12 protein-coding genes are annotated in these 17,973 nt (G+C 41.5%); all 12 read right to left on the reverse strand.

Going from position 1 to position 17,973, the window contains the following annotated elements; genetic code table 11:
- The 12 genes from A3I5_RS0109035 to A3I5_RS0109090 all read right to left on the reverse strand — a co-directional run bounded on the left by A3I5_RS0109035 (position 1) and on the right by A3I5_RS0109090 (position 17,965).
- Positions 1-450 carry a PTS sugar transporter subunit IIA gene (locus A3I5_RS0109035; protein ID WP_018374279.1) on the reverse strand — a complete coding sequence of 150 codons (450 nt, stop codon included), beginning with the start codon at positions 448-450 and terminating at the stop codon, positions 1-3.
- Complete coding sequence (locus A3I5_RS0109040; protein ID WP_018374280.1) at positions 451-882, reverse strand: PTS sugar transporter subunit IIA; 432 nt, start codon at positions 880-882, stop codon at positions 451-453.
- Positions 863-2,353 (reverse strand): BglG family transcription antiterminator, encoded by a 1,491-nt coding sequence (locus A3I5_RS0109045; RefSeq protein WP_018374281.1) that lies wholly within the window; start codon positions 2,351-2,353, stop codon positions 863-865. The genes A3I5_RS0109040 and A3I5_RS0109045 overlap by 20 nt, the downstream gene beginning before the upstream one ends.
- A gap of 424 nt (positions 2,354-2,777) precedes the next feature.
- A complete protein-coding gene (gene ulaG, locus A3I5_RS0109050; RefSeq protein ID WP_018374282.1) occupies positions 2,778-3,869 on the reverse strand; it encodes an L-ascorbate 6-phosphate lactonase in 1,092 nt (363 codons plus the stop codon).
- Between the two features lie 115 nt (positions 3,870-3,984).
- Entirely contained in the window at positions 3,985-5,655 is a 1,671-nt protein-coding gene (locus A3I5_RS0109055; protein ID WP_018374283.1) for a BglG family transcription antiterminator, read from the reverse strand.
- A 543-nt stretch (positions 5,656-6,198) separates the two neighbouring features.
- Positions 6,199-6,915: an L-ribulose-5-phosphate 4-epimerase gene (locus A3I5_RS0109060; RefSeq protein ID WP_026217014.1), complete on the reverse strand. Its 717-nt coding sequence runs from the start codon at positions 6,913-6,915 to the stop codon at positions 6,199-6,201.
- Entirely contained in the window at positions 6,915-7,778 is an 864-nt protein-coding gene (locus A3I5_RS0109065; RefSeq protein ID WP_018374285.1) for an L-ribulose-5-phosphate 3-epimerase, read from the reverse strand. The genes A3I5_RS0109060 and A3I5_RS0109065 overlap by 1 nt, the downstream gene beginning before the upstream one ends.
- 3 nt (positions 7,779-7,781) lie before the next feature.
- On the reverse strand, positions 7,782-8,447 hold the full coding sequence (locus tag A3I5_RS0109070) for a 3-keto-L-gulonate-6-phosphate decarboxylase UlaD (protein ID WP_018374286.1): 666 nt from the start codon (positions 8,445-8,447) through the stop codon (positions 7,782-7,784).
- Positions 8,448-8,484: 37 nt separating this feature from the next.
- Positions 8,485-8,970: a PTS sugar transporter subunit IIA gene (locus A3I5_RS0109075; RefSeq protein ID WP_018374287.1), complete on the reverse strand. Its 486-nt coding sequence runs from the start codon at positions 8,968-8,970 to the stop codon at positions 8,485-8,487.
- A gap of 81 nt (positions 8,971-9,051) precedes the next feature.
- Positions 9,052-9,333, reverse strand: coding sequence for a PTS sugar transporter subunit IIB (locus tag A3I5_RS0109080; protein WP_018374288.1), 282 nt, complete (start codon positions 9,331-9,333; stop codon positions 9,052-9,054).
- Between the two features lie 631 nt (positions 9,334-9,964).
- Positions 9,965-11,425 carry a PTS ascorbate transporter subunit IIC gene (gene ulaA / locus A3I5_RS0109085; protein WP_018374289.1) on the reverse strand — a complete coding sequence of 487 codons (1,461 nt, stop codon included), beginning with the start codon at positions 11,423-11,425 and terminating at the stop codon, positions 9,965-9,967.
- A 438-nt stretch (positions 11,426-11,863) separates the two neighbouring features.
- Positions 11,864-17,965 carry a VaFE repeat-containing surface-anchored protein gene (locus tag A3I5_RS0109090; protein ID WP_018374290.1) on the reverse strand — a complete coding sequence of 2,034 codons (6,102 nt, stop codon included), beginning with the start codon at positions 17,963-17,965 and terminating at the stop codon, positions 11,864-11,866.
- Between the last annotated feature and the right edge of the window lie 8 nt (positions 17,966-17,973).

The following is a 17,973-nucleotide window of genomic DNA, read 5'->3' on the forward strand; positions in this document are numbered from 1 at the left end:
CTATGCAAAAGCATTTATCACATCATCAACGGATTGAGCTTTTAAAAGTTGCTCAACCACAGCATCATTACCTAGTTTACGGGCGAATAAGGATAAGAGCTTGAGATGCTCTTTTGCGTCTTCCGTATCATCGCCGACAGAAAAGAGAATAATAACTTTAGCCCCTTTATCATCTAGACTCTCCCAAGGTATTTCTCGCTTATTGATCCCGATAGCAACACCAATTTTATTAACAAAGGCACTCTTGCTATGGGGAATAGCTATGTAATTCCCAATTCCTGTTTGCCCTTCTGCTTCGCGCCTATAGATATCCTCTATAAACTCCTCAACGTTCGAAACATACCCCTGTTCCGATAAGCATTGACTCAGTTTTTTTAAAGCCTGATCCTTTGTATCAATCTCTAAGTTCGTAAGGATCAAATTGGGATCCAGCATTTCTTTGATTTCCATTTATAAATCTCCTTGCTCTAAATATGCTTCAATTATTGATTCTTCCTTTTGAAGTAGAAACTGAAAAAAATCTCTCCTAGATAGTTTTCTTACAAACGATCGAATCTTTTTCTTAGCATTCTCTTCCATCTCTTCAGAAATGACTAAACAGATTACTAACTTTACAGAATCAATCCCCTCAGACCATATTTTTATCGGTGTCTTTAATCGAAGGATAATGATACCTTGCCATGGCCCTTCATACTGTAGGTGAGGTAATACGACCTGTTCTTCAATTTGAATGCTTCCAATCTCTTCTCTGTAATACAACTTGTCTTTTAAAAGTAATTGGCCTTCTGCCGTTTCACACAGCTTTGATACGAGAAAGTCATAGACACTATCTCTATCTGGAAAGCTTTCACCAGAATAAAATTTAATCCATCTCTTTTCCATATTGAATAGCCTCTATTTTTCTTTGCAAACGTCTGCGGTCACCTTCCTTAAAAAAAGCACTGACTATAATTTTAGCTACTTTTTCAGGAACATCAACATCAACTGTTGTAATCAACAAATCCATATTTGGATAGGTCCTAAAGATAGAGACAATGTCACTATAAGCAATGACATCTAAAATAGTAATGCCGTTAATTGAATTTTCTATTTTGAACTTTAACAACTCTGATGTTCCAATTCCTGTGGTGCACATGATAACCGTATTGACAGTTTTTTTAGTTGTCTCTCTAAATCTGGCAAAATATAAGGTTAGAAAACCAATTTCATCTTTACTAATAGCAGGCAATTGATAGTCCAAGCTTATTTTCTGAGAAACTTTTTCTAATTCCAAAAAGATATCATTATAATTCATTTCAATTTCTTTCAAAAGAGAATTTTTAATACATATATTATTTTCTAACCTGTTTAACAACGGACTGACATGATTGGCTAAGTCCTTAAACATCGGTGATTGTATGTCTACAGAATAATTAACTGTACCATTCATATTAGAAAAATAGGCAGAGGTAATTTCTGTTACCCTCGGTGGAAAAGTCATAACCTCGTCTTCAACTTCCCTTGAAGAATGTTGAAATCGAGATGATATCAAGTAGTGGTACAAATATAAGACTTCCTCAGCTTCAATCTTTTGACCAATATAATTCTCGATGTGATGAATAACCCTACGACTTTCTAACATTAGAGGATTATCATAAGCCACTCTTTTGATGGTCATTTGAAAATCAAGTGACCTCTTCCTTTTTGTTACTCGATCAATCATAATATAGATATGTGAAAATAAATTGATATCATAAGGATATGGTAAACGCCCTCCTATCCTTTCTTCTAATAAACTAATCTCTCTTTGAACAAATTGTGCAATTTCAAAGTTAACTGCATTATCATTATCTTTAAATAAGTTATCTAAATCTAAAGTTTGGAATGTTGGATTTAAATCTATAATAGCTTTCCTAATAGAAACTTCAGAGCCATTTATAGACAACATTCCTTTTCGGAGTATTAAATTTAAACCATAAGGATTTAATTTTTTCTGCAATTCTTGCCTATCTTTTAAAATAACAGACTCACTAACAAAAAAGGCTTGGGATAATTGATATATAGCAATAGGTTGAGGCGCGCTTCTAAGTAGTTTTTCAAGTTCTCTCGCTTGTCGACCTTCAGGAGTGGTCTCCATCAGCTGATAAATCAATGAATCTACTGACCTATTATGTTTTACGAGTAAAAAACCCCTCCCTTTCTCTGAGATAATTAGTGGATCATCCTCAGGATACTGTTGGTTTATAAGTTTTATGAAACGATAGACACTCTTCTCTGAAATCTCTATTTTTTCAGCAAGATATTTTGCTGTGACATAATCAATTTCATTGGAAAGGATCATAAGAAGTTTTTCTATATTCTGGTTTTTAATCATTTCCCACCTCAATTATCTATTTTTATTTTAACAAAAAACGCTTCCAATTTTTATACAATTTAGTCCATTACAATGGACTAATACCGCTTCCGAATAGAATATCTGCGTACTAATATTTATCAATCAGCTCTTCCCATCTCTTGGAACGGTGATGAATCATCTCTGCTAGATTATCGATTCTTTGACAGCAACTATCATTAGAGCAGTCGCAGGATATATTGGATATTGACTTGAAAGTAGTATTATAAATATTTCAAAGACAATTAAAAGGCAATCTGCTCTCTAAAGTTAAGTTAGCTTAGAGAGCAGATTGCCTATTTAAAAGAATAATTCAGTAATTTCTAGAAACTTTAGGAAGCGTAGGTATTGCATTGAAATCACGATGTTTTTGAAATCAAACATTCATCCTGAAAACGAATGCCTTTTACAAGAGCGCCTTAAACTGAATATTGGAATCTTCCAAGAAGCAATCGTCAAATCCACGTGGATGATGGTATTCAATTCTATCCTTGTCTTGTGGGTAAGTGTATTTGCCACCAACTTCCCAGATAAACGGATGGAAATCGTACTGGAGGCGTTCTTTGCGCATCTTCCATAGTTCTAATATTTCATCTGTTGATGCCATGAAGTTAGACCAAATGTCATAGTGAACCGGGATGATGACTTTAGCACGAAGGTTTTCTGCCATGCGCAGAAGATCAACAGAAGTCATCTTATCCTGAATACCGAGTGGGTTTTCACCATAGTTATTAAGGGCCACATCAATCTTGAAATCACGGCCATGTTTTGCAAAGTAGTTAGAGAAATGCGAGTCTGCACCATGATAGATGGTGCCACCTGGTGTTTCAAAGATATAGTTAACAGCCTTACGAGCCATCTCTTCGTCTGTCACCGCAAGTCCAGCCAATTCACCGTCTTGAGCATCAGCCCCCTCAACTGGCAAGGTCACCAGACAGGTGCGATCAAAGGACTCAACCGCATGGACCTTCATGTCCTTAAATTCAAAGCTTTCACCTGGTTTGATGATGATGATACGTTCTTCTGGAACACCCCATTTTTTCCAGATTTCGCCACATTCATAAGGTCCGACAAATTTGACATGGTCAAGCTTTGGATTGTTGATAATAGCTGCTGCAGTGTTAATATCAATATGGTCACTATGGAAGTGAGACACAAGGTAGTAATCCAATTCATTGATGGCAAATGGGTCAATGACCATAGGCTGCACACGCAAGTTTGGTTGGAGTTTACGAACGCCTGCCATATTGGCCATCTGGTGACCACGAACCATGTCTTTGACCTTTTTAGTGGATTTTCCGCGTGCTGACCAGAGGTCCATCACGACATTTGCCCCACCAGGTGTCTTGATCCAAACCCCACAGTTACCGAGCCACCACATGGAAAAATGGCCTTCTGGAACCACTTCTTCTTCGATTTCCTCGTTCAGCCAAGTCCCCCATTCTGGAAAAGTTGAGAGGATCCAAGATTCTCTTGTAATATCTTTAACGTTAGCCATCTAATTGCCTCCTTTTTGATGTATATAGATATGTTATTGACAATTCTATGATACCGCTATCATGATACTAAAAAAAGCCCAAATGAGACACAAGAGTGTGTTCATTCTTGGACTGTTACAAGTCTTCTAGGATCAACCCCATCATTAAATTATCTTGAATCAATTTTTGAAGCTTAGCCTTAAAAATTGCCTGCTTATCCCCATCAGGAATATAAGTCTCAATTAAATGACGAAGTTCGGTTGCTGCTTTGCCATTTTGAAGAGGATTAGGGTGGCGCAAGATCTTTCCAATTGCCAAGATATCCTCCCGATTGAGAATCGGACTCACCTGTACTGATGGTAACTGGCTTTCTAGGCTATCATTTGTCTGAATCAGAGCATCTACTTCTAAGATGTCTTCAACACTTTTGAACTGTTCGGTTGTAAAAACAGCCGTCACAGTCACACTAGGAAAATGGTATTCAACTTGTCGAACCAGCAGGCGTTGAATAGGCACCCCTTGGTCGCAGACGATACAGACCCGCTCTGGTGAGCGTTGCAGCTCAATGCTCCGCAGAGCACCTCCCAAATGGACCGCCAGATGGGCAATGTCATCGTCTGTCAGCTGAATCATCCAGGCTTTTTCCAGTACATCTACACAGTTGGTTGTCGCTTCAAACAAGGAACCATACTTTTCCTTGATTTGAGCGGTCAAGGGATTTTTAGACAAAATGCCATAGGTTTTCCGAAAGATGAGTGCCTTGCAATGAATTAGAAGCCGCTGCGCTAGGTCAGCTCGTTGGACAAATTGGTAATGGGTATTCTTCTCAAAATCTTGCAAAAAAACTTCGATGGCCTCTTCTACATCTCTAAAATCAAGGGTATTGATATGGCTATCATAATTTTTCCGAGATGATAAGAGTAAAATACCGATTAAGGCCTGCTCAATGTCATCTAACTCCAAACGGTACTGCTCCTTGATGAAGAGACTGATTCGCTGAGCTATTTTGTACTCAATCCGCTTACGTACCAAGCCCAACTCCTTAACCACATCTTCTCGCTCCTCTGATGTCAACTGACTATTGCGATAACTGAGCAGGATGTAAGGCAAAATGCGCACCATAAGCTTGATGTCCGAATGATACATTTCCTTGCCCCAGACTTTTTGCATGTCGTGAAATTGCTGCAACAAGGCAGCAGACCGGTCGTCTTCAAGACGACTAAAGCTCCCTGAGAGGTCGCGCATTTTCTTTTCAAAGATAGCCAGAAAGCTATTATTGCTAGACGTAAAAATCGTAAACAAAAGGGAATAAATGTACTGGATTTTATCTAAAAGATGGCTATTGATGAAGTAGCCCTGACTTTTTGTCACTACTAACGGCAAATAACGATACTCTTGACTGAGTCGCTCACGAATCGCGTTGAGGTCATTGAGTGTCGTGTTTCGAGACACATCGGTAAGGGCCATCATCCGCTCCAAAGTCACTCGCTCTGGAGATACCAAAATATAGACCAATAAGAGCTGAATACGCTCCTCCATACTCATGACATAGCTGTAATCGTCTAACTCGGCTAAGAGTTCCTGACAAGCTGCTTTTTGCTCTGGTGTCAGCTGAACACCTATGCGTGGAACACTGACAATCGGCCCAACAGATTCTGGTAAAGCTTCGTTGACCTTTTCAAGACTATAGTAGATTTTTCGTCTGGATTGACCTAAGGTCTTGGAAATGGCCATGATGGTCTCTGGCTCATCCTGAGACAAAAGATAAGTCAGCAAGGCATACGAATCCTTATCTAAAAATAGCATAAAACCTCCTTCAATCCCATTTAAAAGCGCATTCACTACTATACCACAAGTCAAGGTACTTAAAAAGACTACATCGTGATAGCTCTTGAAAAATAGGAGACTAGAACAAAAGTCCTGTCTCATGTTAATTCGTTTAGTTAGAACAATTTGGCCCAGCAGTTAAAAGCGAGACTTGTTGGGAGTGGGAAAGAACTCGAACAATCAAAAAAGAGTTCGTTTTCCCACCCCTGAACAGTTACGGTGGTAAGTCAGGGAGTGAGACAGAAGTCGTGATTTCATTGAAATCGACTGTCCTCACTCTTTTATTTCTAGGTTCGGGCTAAAATAATCCACTGGATTATTTTACTCCCAACCACTGCGCTGAGATGTTTACACAAACGATAAGAGGTGAGATTGGCCTTGAGCCCAACCTCTTAGTCAGCAGCCAATCTCTACCTGAGCCTTAAAAGAGGGGAGTGAGGAACGAGACAGACACCATCATGATTATCTGTCTCAGCCTCACCGATTTGCAGCCCACTCTCTTATTTTCTATCGTAAAATCTCTTAATGTGCATCGCCTTTTTGACCGTAATAGGCATTAGGTCCATGCTTGCGAAGGTAGTGTTTATCTAGAATGTACTGAGGAGCTGTCTCCACCCGTGGATTGATCTGCTCTGTGTAGCGATTCATGCGAGCGACTTCCTCAAGCACCACCGAGTGATAAACAGCCTGAGCAGGATTTTTGCCCCAGGTAAATGGCCCATGATTGCGAACAACAATCCCTGGGACGGCGACTGGGTCAAGGCCACGACGCTCAAATTCTTCAATGATGACTGATCCCGTCTCTTTTTCGTAAGCAGAATCGACCTCTTCTTTGGTCAAAGAACGAGCGCAAGGTACAGGCCCGTAAAAATAATCGGCATGAGTTGTCCCATAAAAAGGAATATCCCGACCAGCCTGAGCCCAACCGACTGCTTCAGTTGAGTGCGTGTGAACTACAGCATGGATATCTGGCCAAGCCTTGTAGAGCGCCACATGAGTCGCTAGATCTGACGATGGGTTGAGATTTCCCTCAACCACACGGCCATCCAAGTCTGTCACAACCATATTTTCAGGTGTCAGTTTATCATAATCAACACCTGATGGTTTAATCACGATACGTCCCAACTCTCGGCAAACTTCAGAGACATTGCCCCAGGTGAACTTGACCAAACCATGAGCTGGGAGTGACAAGTTAGCCTCATAAACCCGCTGGCGCATTTCTTGCAAATCTTTTGGCATTAGCATAACCCCGCTTTCTCAATCAGTGGGTAGAGGAAGTCTTGAGCTTCTTTGATCGCAGCTCGCGTTTCTTCCACCGTTTCACAATTTTCGGACCACATTTCAATCAAGAATGGTCCCTGATAGTTAGTCTTTTTAAGAACAGCAAACATATTCTCCCAGTCAACACAGCCCTGTCCGAAAGGTACATCGCGGAATTGTCCTTGAGAGGTCTCTGTTACTGCATAAGTGTCCTTGAGATGAAGGGCTGCGATAGAGCGATGCCCCAGATAAAACTCACTCCAGATGTCGTTGTGCCAAGCAGAGACATTCCCTGTATCTGGATAGACGAAGAGATAAGGGGAGTTGATCTCCTTTTCAACCGCCAAGTATTTTTCAATTGAGTTGATAAACGGATCATCCATAATCTCAATGGCCAGCATAACTTGCGCTTGCTCTGCCCAATCACAAGCCTTGCGTAGATTTTTGATGAAGCGCGTGCGCGTTTCAGGCGATTTATCTTCATAATAGACATCATAGCCTGCCAACTGAATCACACGAACCCCCAAGTCCTGAGCTAGCTCAATACACTGTCTCATGGTTTCTAGTGACTTGGCCTCAAGGACTGGATCGTTGGATCCTAGCGGATAGCGGCGGTGTCCTGAAAAACAAATGGTCGGAATACGAACACCTGTCTCATAGATAGCCTTGACAATATCGAGACGTTCTTGTTTGCTCCATTCCAGACGAGCTAAGCGACTATCTGACTCATCAACAGACATCTCCACAAAGTCAAAACCAAGTTCCTTGGCAAAGGTAAGGCGCTCTAGCCATGTCAAGTGCTTAGGCGTCGCCTTTTCATAAATTCCGATAGGTCTAGCCATGGTCTACCCCCAGATGCGGCGGATTTCAGCTTTGAAGTCACGCGCCGCTTGGGCTGGGTCTGCTGCTTCGGTAATGCCACGTCCCGCGATAAAGGTAAAAACGTTCACCCCTTCAAAGAGTTTCAAGGTATCCACATCAAGACCACCTGTCACTGACACACGAAAACCCATATCAACTAGTTTCTTAACCTTGGTCAGATCTTTTTCACCCCAAGTCTCACCAGCAAGAAGAGCGTCACGAGATTGGTGGTAGATCGCCTGTGAAATGCCTGCATCGAGCCATTGTTGTGCCTGCTCATAAGTCCAATCTCCGTAAAGCTCGACCTGGATTTCACCCCTGTCCCCACGCACATCTTGGATAGCTTTGAGAGCAGCTTTCATAGTTGGAATAGTCGCCGAGCAAATACAGGTCATCCAATCTGCCCCACGTACGGCATTGTTCTTAGCCACTGTACCACCAGCATCTGCGCACTTGGTATCTGCGACGATGATTTTATCTGGAAAAAGGCTGCGCAGAACTTCGACCAATTCGCTACCAACCTGCAAGAGACAGACAGTGCCTGCTTCAATCACATCGACCTCCTGGCCGACAGAAACAGCTGCCTTTATCGCACCTTGAAGATCCGAATGATCCAAGGCCACCTGTAAATTTGGAAGATGTTTTGTCATGATTATCAATCCTTTCTTAACTCAATTGTAAGTCTGACTAGCTTTCCAGATCTAGTCCTTCTAGATAAGGACTATTTTTAGATTCTTCAACCATGGCTAAAACTTCCTCGGAAGTCTTACAAGCAACCAAACGTTCGATCGCATTTTCCAATTCGAAAAGGGCAACAATCTGTGGAATAGCCACCGAGGTATGAATATCTGAGCTGGTTGCCGCAAGAGCCAAGAGGACAGAGACCTCTTTACCATCAGAGAAAGTGACAGGCTCTGTCAAAGTCACTAGAGAAAAGGCATCCCGTTTGACACCAGCTTCTGGACGAGCATGCGGCATGGCCATACCCGGCATGAGAACATAATACGGACCGTATTCCTCAGTTGACTCGATAATGGCATGGTAGTATTCTTCGGTAATGGCTCCGCTCTCAATCAAGGGGGCCACTGATAGCTTGACAGCCTCTTGCCATGTTGAGGCGCTAAGACCTAAGCGAATAGAATCATTTTCTGTAAAAGCTTTTTTCAAATTCATTTTTATTTTCCTTTCGTGTCAAAGACACTATTTCCCCTAAAAATGAGAGGCAGGGAAGCAACTCCCTAGCCCTCAAATAGTTTATTCCAGAACTGCTGAGAGTTTTGTTTTGATTTCATTGTCGTCCATGAGATTATCAAGCCCAACCAATTTACCGTTGGTACGGCCTTCCAACTCTGAGATTAAGTGATTAGAAGCTACGACGATATCATAGCCAGCTGCCAAGCTTTTAGCTTCACCAACTGAGCAAGAAGCTGATTGAATATCCGTTACCCCTAATTGACGCAAGGCATTTTCAACCTTCATTTTGATCACCATAGATGATCCCATACCATTACCACAAGCTGTAAGAACTTTAACCATAATATTGACTCCTTTAATTAAGATACAAAGCCCGTTAAGAAAAGCGTTGAAAAATGGCGGTAAGTCAGGGAGTGAGACAGAAGTCGTGATTTCAATGAAACCGACTTCGTCGTCTCACCCCCGCAAGGTTGGCTAGGTTTGTAGAATGGTGAGTTATCAGCATTTTACAAACCAGACAACTACTGCGTCGATCTGTTCAAACTATAAATGAGACGAGACTGTGTACTTTGCCTCAGCTCATCGACGCACCCCGACCAGGACGACTAGGATTTTCGCAGATGAAATCGAAGAAAATCCAGACGTCTACGGTCCTAGTCAGAGGAGACCAAATTTAGCTTTTTAGGGCGTGTTCAGTTATAAGATACAAAGGGCGTGTAGAAATGCGTTGGAAAATAAGGGAGTGACTGATGAGTTCAAAGACTCAAGGGAACTCACGCATTTTACCGAGCATTTTAGCCCGAATTCAATTACACAAGATATGAGAGCGTGTAAAAATACGCTGGAAAATAGCGGTAAGTCAGGGAGTGACCGATGAGCCTGAAGGCTCAAGGGAACTCATGCATTTTACCGAGCATTTTAGCTCGAGAATTTATTTTCAAAACTAGCGAATGACCAGTTTGCACTACCAAGATTATTGAGCTTCACCGCGGTAGTAAGCCTCTTTATCCTTAGCTTTTGCAAATTGCAATTGTGGAATGGCCAAGAGGAAGAGACAGACAAGGACATAACCAGCAATGCCAAGATGCTTAAAGCTAAAGGCGAACGGCAACCATGGGATAACAAAGTCGATATTCCCGTGATAACCACCATAAGAAGCGAGACCTAACAGAGAAACAGCTACCGCACCAAGCGCAACTTGAAGCACACCAGAGAGGAAAGAAAGGATAACTGCCGCTTTCCAGCCACCACGTTTATCCGCATAAACCGCAATAGCCGCATTATCAAAGAAAACTGGAACGAAACCAGTAATAATGAGAACTGGACTCTTGAAGACGATGAGCAGGATGATGGTGATCAACTGTCCGACCAGACCAGATACGAAACCAAAGAGCACTGCACTTGATGAACCAAAACCGTATGATGCCGCAACGTCCACAGCTGGGAAGGAGCCTGGCAAGAGCTTGCTGGAAATTCCTTGGAAGGCATTGGTTAATTCAGCCACGAACATCCGAACACCCTGCATCAAGATGAAGAGGTATACAGAGAAAGTGAAGGCCACTTCCATCACATACATGAAGAAAGCTTGCTTTTCAGGGCCTGCATAAAGCGTTCCTGAAGTGATCACCTCTGGGTTAGACATAATATCTGGACCAAGAACGAAGAGGATGGCTCCAAAGAAGAAGAGCATCAAAGTTGCAGAGGCAACAACTGTATCATGGAAGATATTAAGAAAAGCTGGCAATTTAAGGTTGTCAAGATTTTCTTCTTTTTTACCAAGTTTAGGGGCGATTTTATCTACAAACCAAATCGCAAATTGCTGTTGGTGCCCAATAGCAAAGCCACCGCCACCTGTCAACCGTTGAGTTGCTTCAACCGTCATATTTGAGCTGACTGCCCAGTACAGACCACAGACAAGACCGATGAGAAGCGTTGCCAGACCTGTATTGTCATTGACAAATCCTGCCAACAAGAGAACAACCATCAAGGAAACCGTTGTTGCTTGCTGAACCATGATATGCCCTGTGATGAAAAGCGTCCGTACTTTAGTAATTTTGCGAAGAGCTACCAGCGCAATATTGACAAAAAATCCAATCAGGAGAGCTGATGCTGCAAGACCTGCAAACTTCGGAAACTCATCTGCGATTTTATTATTGACCGCTGCTAGTCCAAAGTAAGGATCAATAACGGCTGCACCAATGTTGAACTTATAGTTGAGCGCTGCTAAGATAGGACGGAAAGTGACAACCAAACCACTAGCCGCTACGTTCAAAATCATGTAACCAACTGTCGCTTTGACAAAACCTGCAAAGACATCGTGCAAAGGCTTCTTGAGCAACAGATAGCCTATCAGAACAAGCAATCCGACGAAGAAAGCTGGCTTTTGCAAAATATTTTGCGAGAACCATTGAAGTGGGACAAGGAGTTGTTCCATGTTCATTACCTCTTTTCATTAAATGAATTATTACACTTCTTATTATAGATTTTGTAAGCGATAACAAAAAGACCAAAGAGTACACAAGCAACTGTTCAAAAGTGGACTGGTAGAGTAACTCCTTAGGGAGAACAGCAAAAAAACCATTAGTCATGAGACCTACAATATAAGCTTCTCATCGCAAAAAATGACTTAAGCACAATAATTTAACAGCAGGCCTCGTCATCTGACATACTCTTTTAAAAAAGTGTATCATTCTTAATTCAATCAAATATAGAATCCGTGTTGTGTACTTACATAGCAAATGATTGCCTTACCTCCCCCTAACGGAGCGAGACGGGTTTAAAGCCCACATAAATGGAAAACGAGCATCTCCAACTACGGATCTGCTCGCTTTCTTATATTCTGAGACTAGTTTTATCCCAATCTCCCGTCTATTTAACTTCTTTTGCGCTTGTAGACTACAATAGCAAGGAGAGTTATGAGGGATAAACCTGTTAGTGTCAAGACTGTACCGCTTTCTGCGTTTGTCTTAGGCAATTTAGGTCCTTTAGGCTCTTTTGGCTTCGGTTTACGAATCGTGACTGTTTGGTCTGTATCATTGATATCTTCATGGGCTGCAACTTGTTTTCCTTCGTGGAAGAGTTTTTCAAAGGCGACAAGTTTTGTATCGCTTTGGAAGTGTTTCGCATCCACTGTGACGCTCAATTCAACTTGACCATTTGCTTTTTCAGCTACAAATTCTTTTTCAACCGTAATTGGCTTACCATCAATCAGGAATGGCTTGCCAGTTGCCTTATCCATCCATGTCAATTTAGCAACATACTTCTTGCCTGCGATGAGGTTCTTGTACACGATGCGGTCTGTCAATGTCAATTTACCAGTTGCTTCAGCGGATTTCTGTCCATTGACTTTCGCTTCTGTTTTCACAGTTGGCTTCTCAGGCGTTGGAGGCGTTGGCTTCCTGCGGTCTGTAACAGCAATCTTGCTACCCTCAGCCTTGACAATATCATCCTCAGCAACTTTGGTTACTGTGATATTACCATCTTGGCCAACCGTAAATTCAATATCTGTAACTGCTAAATAGCCGTCTGGGGCTGCCTCTTCATGGAAGATATAGTTACCTGGAAGTAGACTTAAAACTTTTGGAGTGTCTCCTGATGTCCATGTAATTGTAGAGAGTTTTTCGCCACCATCTTTATTTTCGATGAGGTTTGAACCATCTGCTGTACGAACAGTAATCTTAGCACCAGGTAATTCTTTACCACCTAAGTCAGTCTTGCTGACGATAATTGACTTAAAGTCTTCAACGATGACAACCGCTTGGTCAACGTCGTTAATATCTTCGTGTCCACCAACTTGAGCGCCGTCCAAGAGAAGTTTTTCAAAGGCTACTAAGGTTGTCTTCTTAGTGAAGTGTCTCGCTTCAACATCAACTGACAATTCTTCTTCACCATCTGCTTTTTCAGCTACAAAAGTCTTCTCAACTGTTACTGGTTGACCTTCAACAAGGAATGGTTGACCTGTTGCCTTATCCATCCAAGTTAATTGAAGGGTATAGGTCTTACCAATGACTAGATTCTTATAAGAAACTGTATCTTTAAGAGTAATCGTACCAGTTGCGATAGCTTGCTTAGCATCGTTTACCTTGGCAAGAGTTTTCACTTCTGGTTTTGGCTCACGGACCGTAACGGTTTGGTCTTCATCTTCAATATCTTTGTGAGCTGCGACTTCAATACCATTGCGTTGCAATTCTTCAAAGGCTACCAATTTAGTTTCACCTTGGAAGTATTTCGCATCCACTTCAACACTGAGTTCTACTTGTCCGTCTGCTTCTTCGGCTACGAAGGTTGTTTCAGCAGTTACCGGCTGACCTTCAACAAGGAACGGTTGACCTGTTGCCTTATCCATCCATACCAGTTTAGCAGTGTATTCCTTACCTTTAATAAGGTTTTTATATTTGACAACGTCCGTCAATGTAACTTTACCAGTTGGTTCGGCTAGTTTTTGACCGTTGACTTTTGCTTCTGTCTTCACAGTCGGTTTCTTACGGTCAGTAATCGTGATTTTACCACCGTTAGATTTCACTTCATCATCTTCAGCAACTTTTGTTACAGTGACATTACCGTCTTTATCAACTGTAAATTCAATATCTGTAACAGTAACATATCCGTCTGGAGCGGATTCTTCATGGAAGATGTAGTTACCTGGAAGTAGATTTAAAACTTTTGGCGTATTGCTAGATTCCCATGTGATTGTAGAGAGTTTTTCACCGCCATCTTTGTTTTCGATGAGGTTTGAACTATCTGCTGTACGAACAGTGATGGTAGCGCCCGGTAATTCTGTACCACCCAAGTCAGTCTTGCTGACTGTGACTGGTTTGAAATCTTCACCAACAACAACTGTTTGGTCAACATCATTGATGTCTTCGTGAGCTGCAATTTCTTTATTATTGTTAAATAATTTTTCAAAGGCTACTAGGGTTGTCTGCTTCGTAAAGTTAGCTGCATCCACCTCGACACTAAGTTCAACTTCACCATCTGATGATGTTGCAGTGAACGTTTTCTCAGCTGTCACTGGCTGACCGTTTGCAAGGAATGGAGCTTTTGTATCTTTGTCCATCCATGTCAATTGAAGTTTGTATTCTTTGCCAACAACGAGCTTGCTATAAGCCACTTTATCTGTCAAGACGATCTTATCTTGTGCAATGGTTTGTTTTTCACCATTTGCCAATGCAGTTGTCTTCAGGTCTGCTTTTGGTGTTTTGACAACAACCGTTTGATCTACATCATTGATATCTTCATGGGCTGCCACTTCAACTTTATCTTGATAAAGCTTTTCAAAAGCGACTAATTTAGTTTCGCCTTGGAAATCTTTGGCATCAACAGTGACACTGAGTTCGATTTCACCATCAGCTTGACCAGCAATAAATTCTTTCTCAGCTGTTACTTCCTTACCATTGATAAGGAATGGTTTGTTCGTTTTCTTATCCATCCAAGTCAACTTAGCGACATATTTCTTACCTACGATGAGGTCTTTATATTTCACTACGTCAGTTAAGTTTACCTTACCAGTTGGCACGGCTTCTTTTTGGCCATTGACTTTTGCTTCAGTCTTCACAGTTGGTTTCTTACGGTCAGCAATCGTAACCTGACTACCTTCGGCCTTAACGATGTCATCTTCTGCGACTTTCGTTACAGTCACCTTACCGTCGCTATCAACTGTAAATTCAACATCTGTAACTGTTAAGAATCCTTCTGGAGCTGATTCTTCGTGGAAGATATACTTCCCAGCCAAGAGATTCAAGACTTTTGGTGTTTTACCTGAAACCCAATCAATGCTTGCGACGCGTTTGCCTTTATCATCTTCGATTAATTTAGAATTGTCAGCAGATTTTACGGTAATCTTAGCTCCTTCAATTTCTTCACCACCAAGATTGGTCTTGCTGAAAGTAATTGGCTTGAAGCGTTCTTTAATAAAGACAGCTTGATCTGCATCATTGATATCTTCATGAGCTGCAACTTGGACATCGTTTTGGAAAAGTTTTTCATAGGCAACCAAGTGGGTGTCAGCTGTGAAATGGTTAGCCTCAACATCTATACTTAATTCTTCTTCACCATTTGCAGCAGTCGGTGTGAAGACTTTTTCGGTAGTCAGTGCTTTACCATCCACCATGACTGGTTGACCAGTAGCTTTATCCATCCAAGTTAATTGGAGTTTGTATTCTTTGCCGACAATCAATTTCTTGTAAGAAACTTTGTCAGTCAACTTGATAGTTCCTTCAGCGACAGCTTCTTTTTTACCGTTTACGTTAGCAACAGTTCCTAAGTCAGATTTTGGCGTTTTGACAACAACCGTTTGGTCTTCATCGTCAATTTCCTTGTGAGCGGCTACTTCAATACCATTACGATACACTTCTTCAAAAGCAACCAGTCTTGTTTCACCTTGGAAATCTTTGGCATCGACTGTGACGCTAAGTTCGATTTGCCCATCAGCTTCTGCTGCTGTGAATTTTTTCTCAGCAGTGAGTTCTTTACCATTGACCATAAATGGTTGATTGGTTGCCTTGTTCATCCAAACAAGTTTAGCAGTGTACTCTTTACCTTTAATAAGGTTTTTGTACTTAACAACGTCTGTCAAGACAACTTTGCCTGTTGGTTCGTCTTCTTTTTTGTTATTGACTTTTGCTTCTGTCTTCACAGATGGTTTCTTGCGGTCAGTAATGGTAATCTTGCCACCTTCAGACTTCACAACATCGTCTTCTGCAACTCGATCAACGGTTACTTTACCATCTTTGTCAACCGTAAACTCAATATCTGTCACGGTCACATATCCGTCTGGAGCTGATTCTTCATGGAAGAGGTATTTCCCTTGGCGCAACTTCAAGACTTTTGGCGTATCAGTAGATTCCCATGCTACTTCTGCTTTTGTTGTACCATCTTCATCTTTGATAAGCGGTGTCCCATCAATAGACTTAACAGAGACTTTTGCACCTGGTAGTTCTTTACCTCCAAGATCAACCTTGCTCACTGTCACATCATGGTACTTGTAATCATCTACCATTGTGATAATTTGATCGCTACCTTCAAGTGTGACATTACCACCAATGACTTTGCCATCGTCAGTCACTTCAAACTCGATTGTTGTAGCAAGAACATAGCCTTCTGGAGCAGCGGTTTCAATCAGTTTGTACTTACCTGGTTGAATCGTAATTTCTTTTGTTGAACCATCTGAGTCCCATTCTTGAACTACTGAGTTATCCTCAGTTTTAACAACCTTCAAGTGGGCCCCTGCTAATTCAGCACCTGCGATATCTGTTTTCTTGAATTTAAGAGGTACTTCTTTTGGTGTATATGTGTTTATCACATTCATACCATTTGGTACAGAAGTGTAGTTTTCAGGAACGTCTACTTCTTTCACACTGTAATTTACCAAAACAGGTTGACCGTTTTCATCCAAGACAATTTGCTTAGCCACTGGGTCGAACTTATACTTGGTAAGGCCTGTAAATTCATACTTCCATTTACCATCTGCACCAGGAGTAACTGTTTTCTTTTGATCTGGAACTTCAACACCATCTGCCAAGAGTTGTACTTCAATCTGTGCAGGACGTTTAGCAGGATCGTCATTGACCCAAGTCTTCTCACCAGAAACGCTTGTTTCTTCTTTTTTATTCAAGATATTCGGTGCAACAACAGCATCTGGGTCTGGTTGAACTGGAACGTTCGTTGAATTTTTATCAACTGTATAGCCAAGCGGAGGGTTGATTTCTTTTAGGATATATTTCTTTCGTGGGTTTAAGGTCATCTGAGAGAGACCTTCCCCGTTTTCATTTGTAGTGATAACTTCTTTCTTCTCTACAAATTCTTTCCCTGTCTCATCATCTGCTTCCCAAAGTTCAAACTGAGCTTTAGGCAACTTAACAGTCGGGTCAGCCGCATCAATTTTGATGACCTTAACTTTTCCTTTTTCGCCCTGTGCTGTACCACCTGAGTCAGCACTTCGGAATGATTGTTCGACCTTAAAGTTTCCTTGTTCGGTCTTCAAAGTGATCGAATTAGCGATTTTAGTCCCTGGAACATAGGTAGATTGATAACGGACTTCATAAGATTTACCCTGTTTTAATCCCTCTGCCACTTGTGGGATCTTTGTTAAATCAACTGTAAAGCTCTTATTGTCAGGACCGAATTGAACATGTTGTGAAAAATTAATGATATCTCCAACACGACCTGTGTTCCCACCAATTTCGTTATAATTGACTTCATAAATCTCAAAAGTACCTGGGATGTATTGCAGACTCGGGTTTTTGCCTTCAACATCTTTTAGTTCATCCCCAACGATTGCTTGATAGAATTTCCCTTTTTTGTGGTTGAGACGTACATACCACCAGATCTTACCACTCCCTAGGGTCTCCTTATCACTGTCTGAGCCCCATTTATGAAGCGTTTCATTTTCAATTTTTTTAGGTCCAGTTCCAATATGAATCTTTCCGTTTTCAATCGGGACGACTTTCCCACCAATTTGGACAGAAATTGGTATTTCTGATCCCGATTGAACGCGCTGACGGTTTAATTCCGCACTCAGCTGCAATGTCCCCTTAACATTGTAGAGACCTTCAACTGCTTTTGTAAAGGTCACCTTAACCGTTCCACCAGAGTTATCGTCTTTTGGAGTGATGACCCCTTTTCCGGCTACATTTCCTTTGTCATCGTAGACGTCAAATTCATTAGCAGACCCACTTTTAGGGAAGTGGAACTCATCTGGAAGCTGTACAATAAAATAGTCACCTTCTTTAATGTTGTTTTGAGCTGCGGTTGCATCCCAATTCATCCTTAATAAGAAAGTACTCCACCATCTGATAGCATTGGTCTGAGAATCTCCGTAAGGTTTCCCATCAGTCGTTGTGACGCTCAACTCATCAACGACTATTTGAGGAGATATTTCTGTAGCAGCCGACACTTGCGCGGCTCCTAGGGGTAGCAAAGAACTGATAATCATCATCAAGGTGACTATCGCTCTCATAAGATTTCTTTTTGTCATAAAAAACC

Source organism: Streptococcus merionis DSM 19192, assembly GCF_000380085.1.
Classification (GTDB): Bacteria; Bacillota; Bacilli; order Lactobacillales; family Streptococcaceae; genus Streptococcus; species Streptococcus merionis.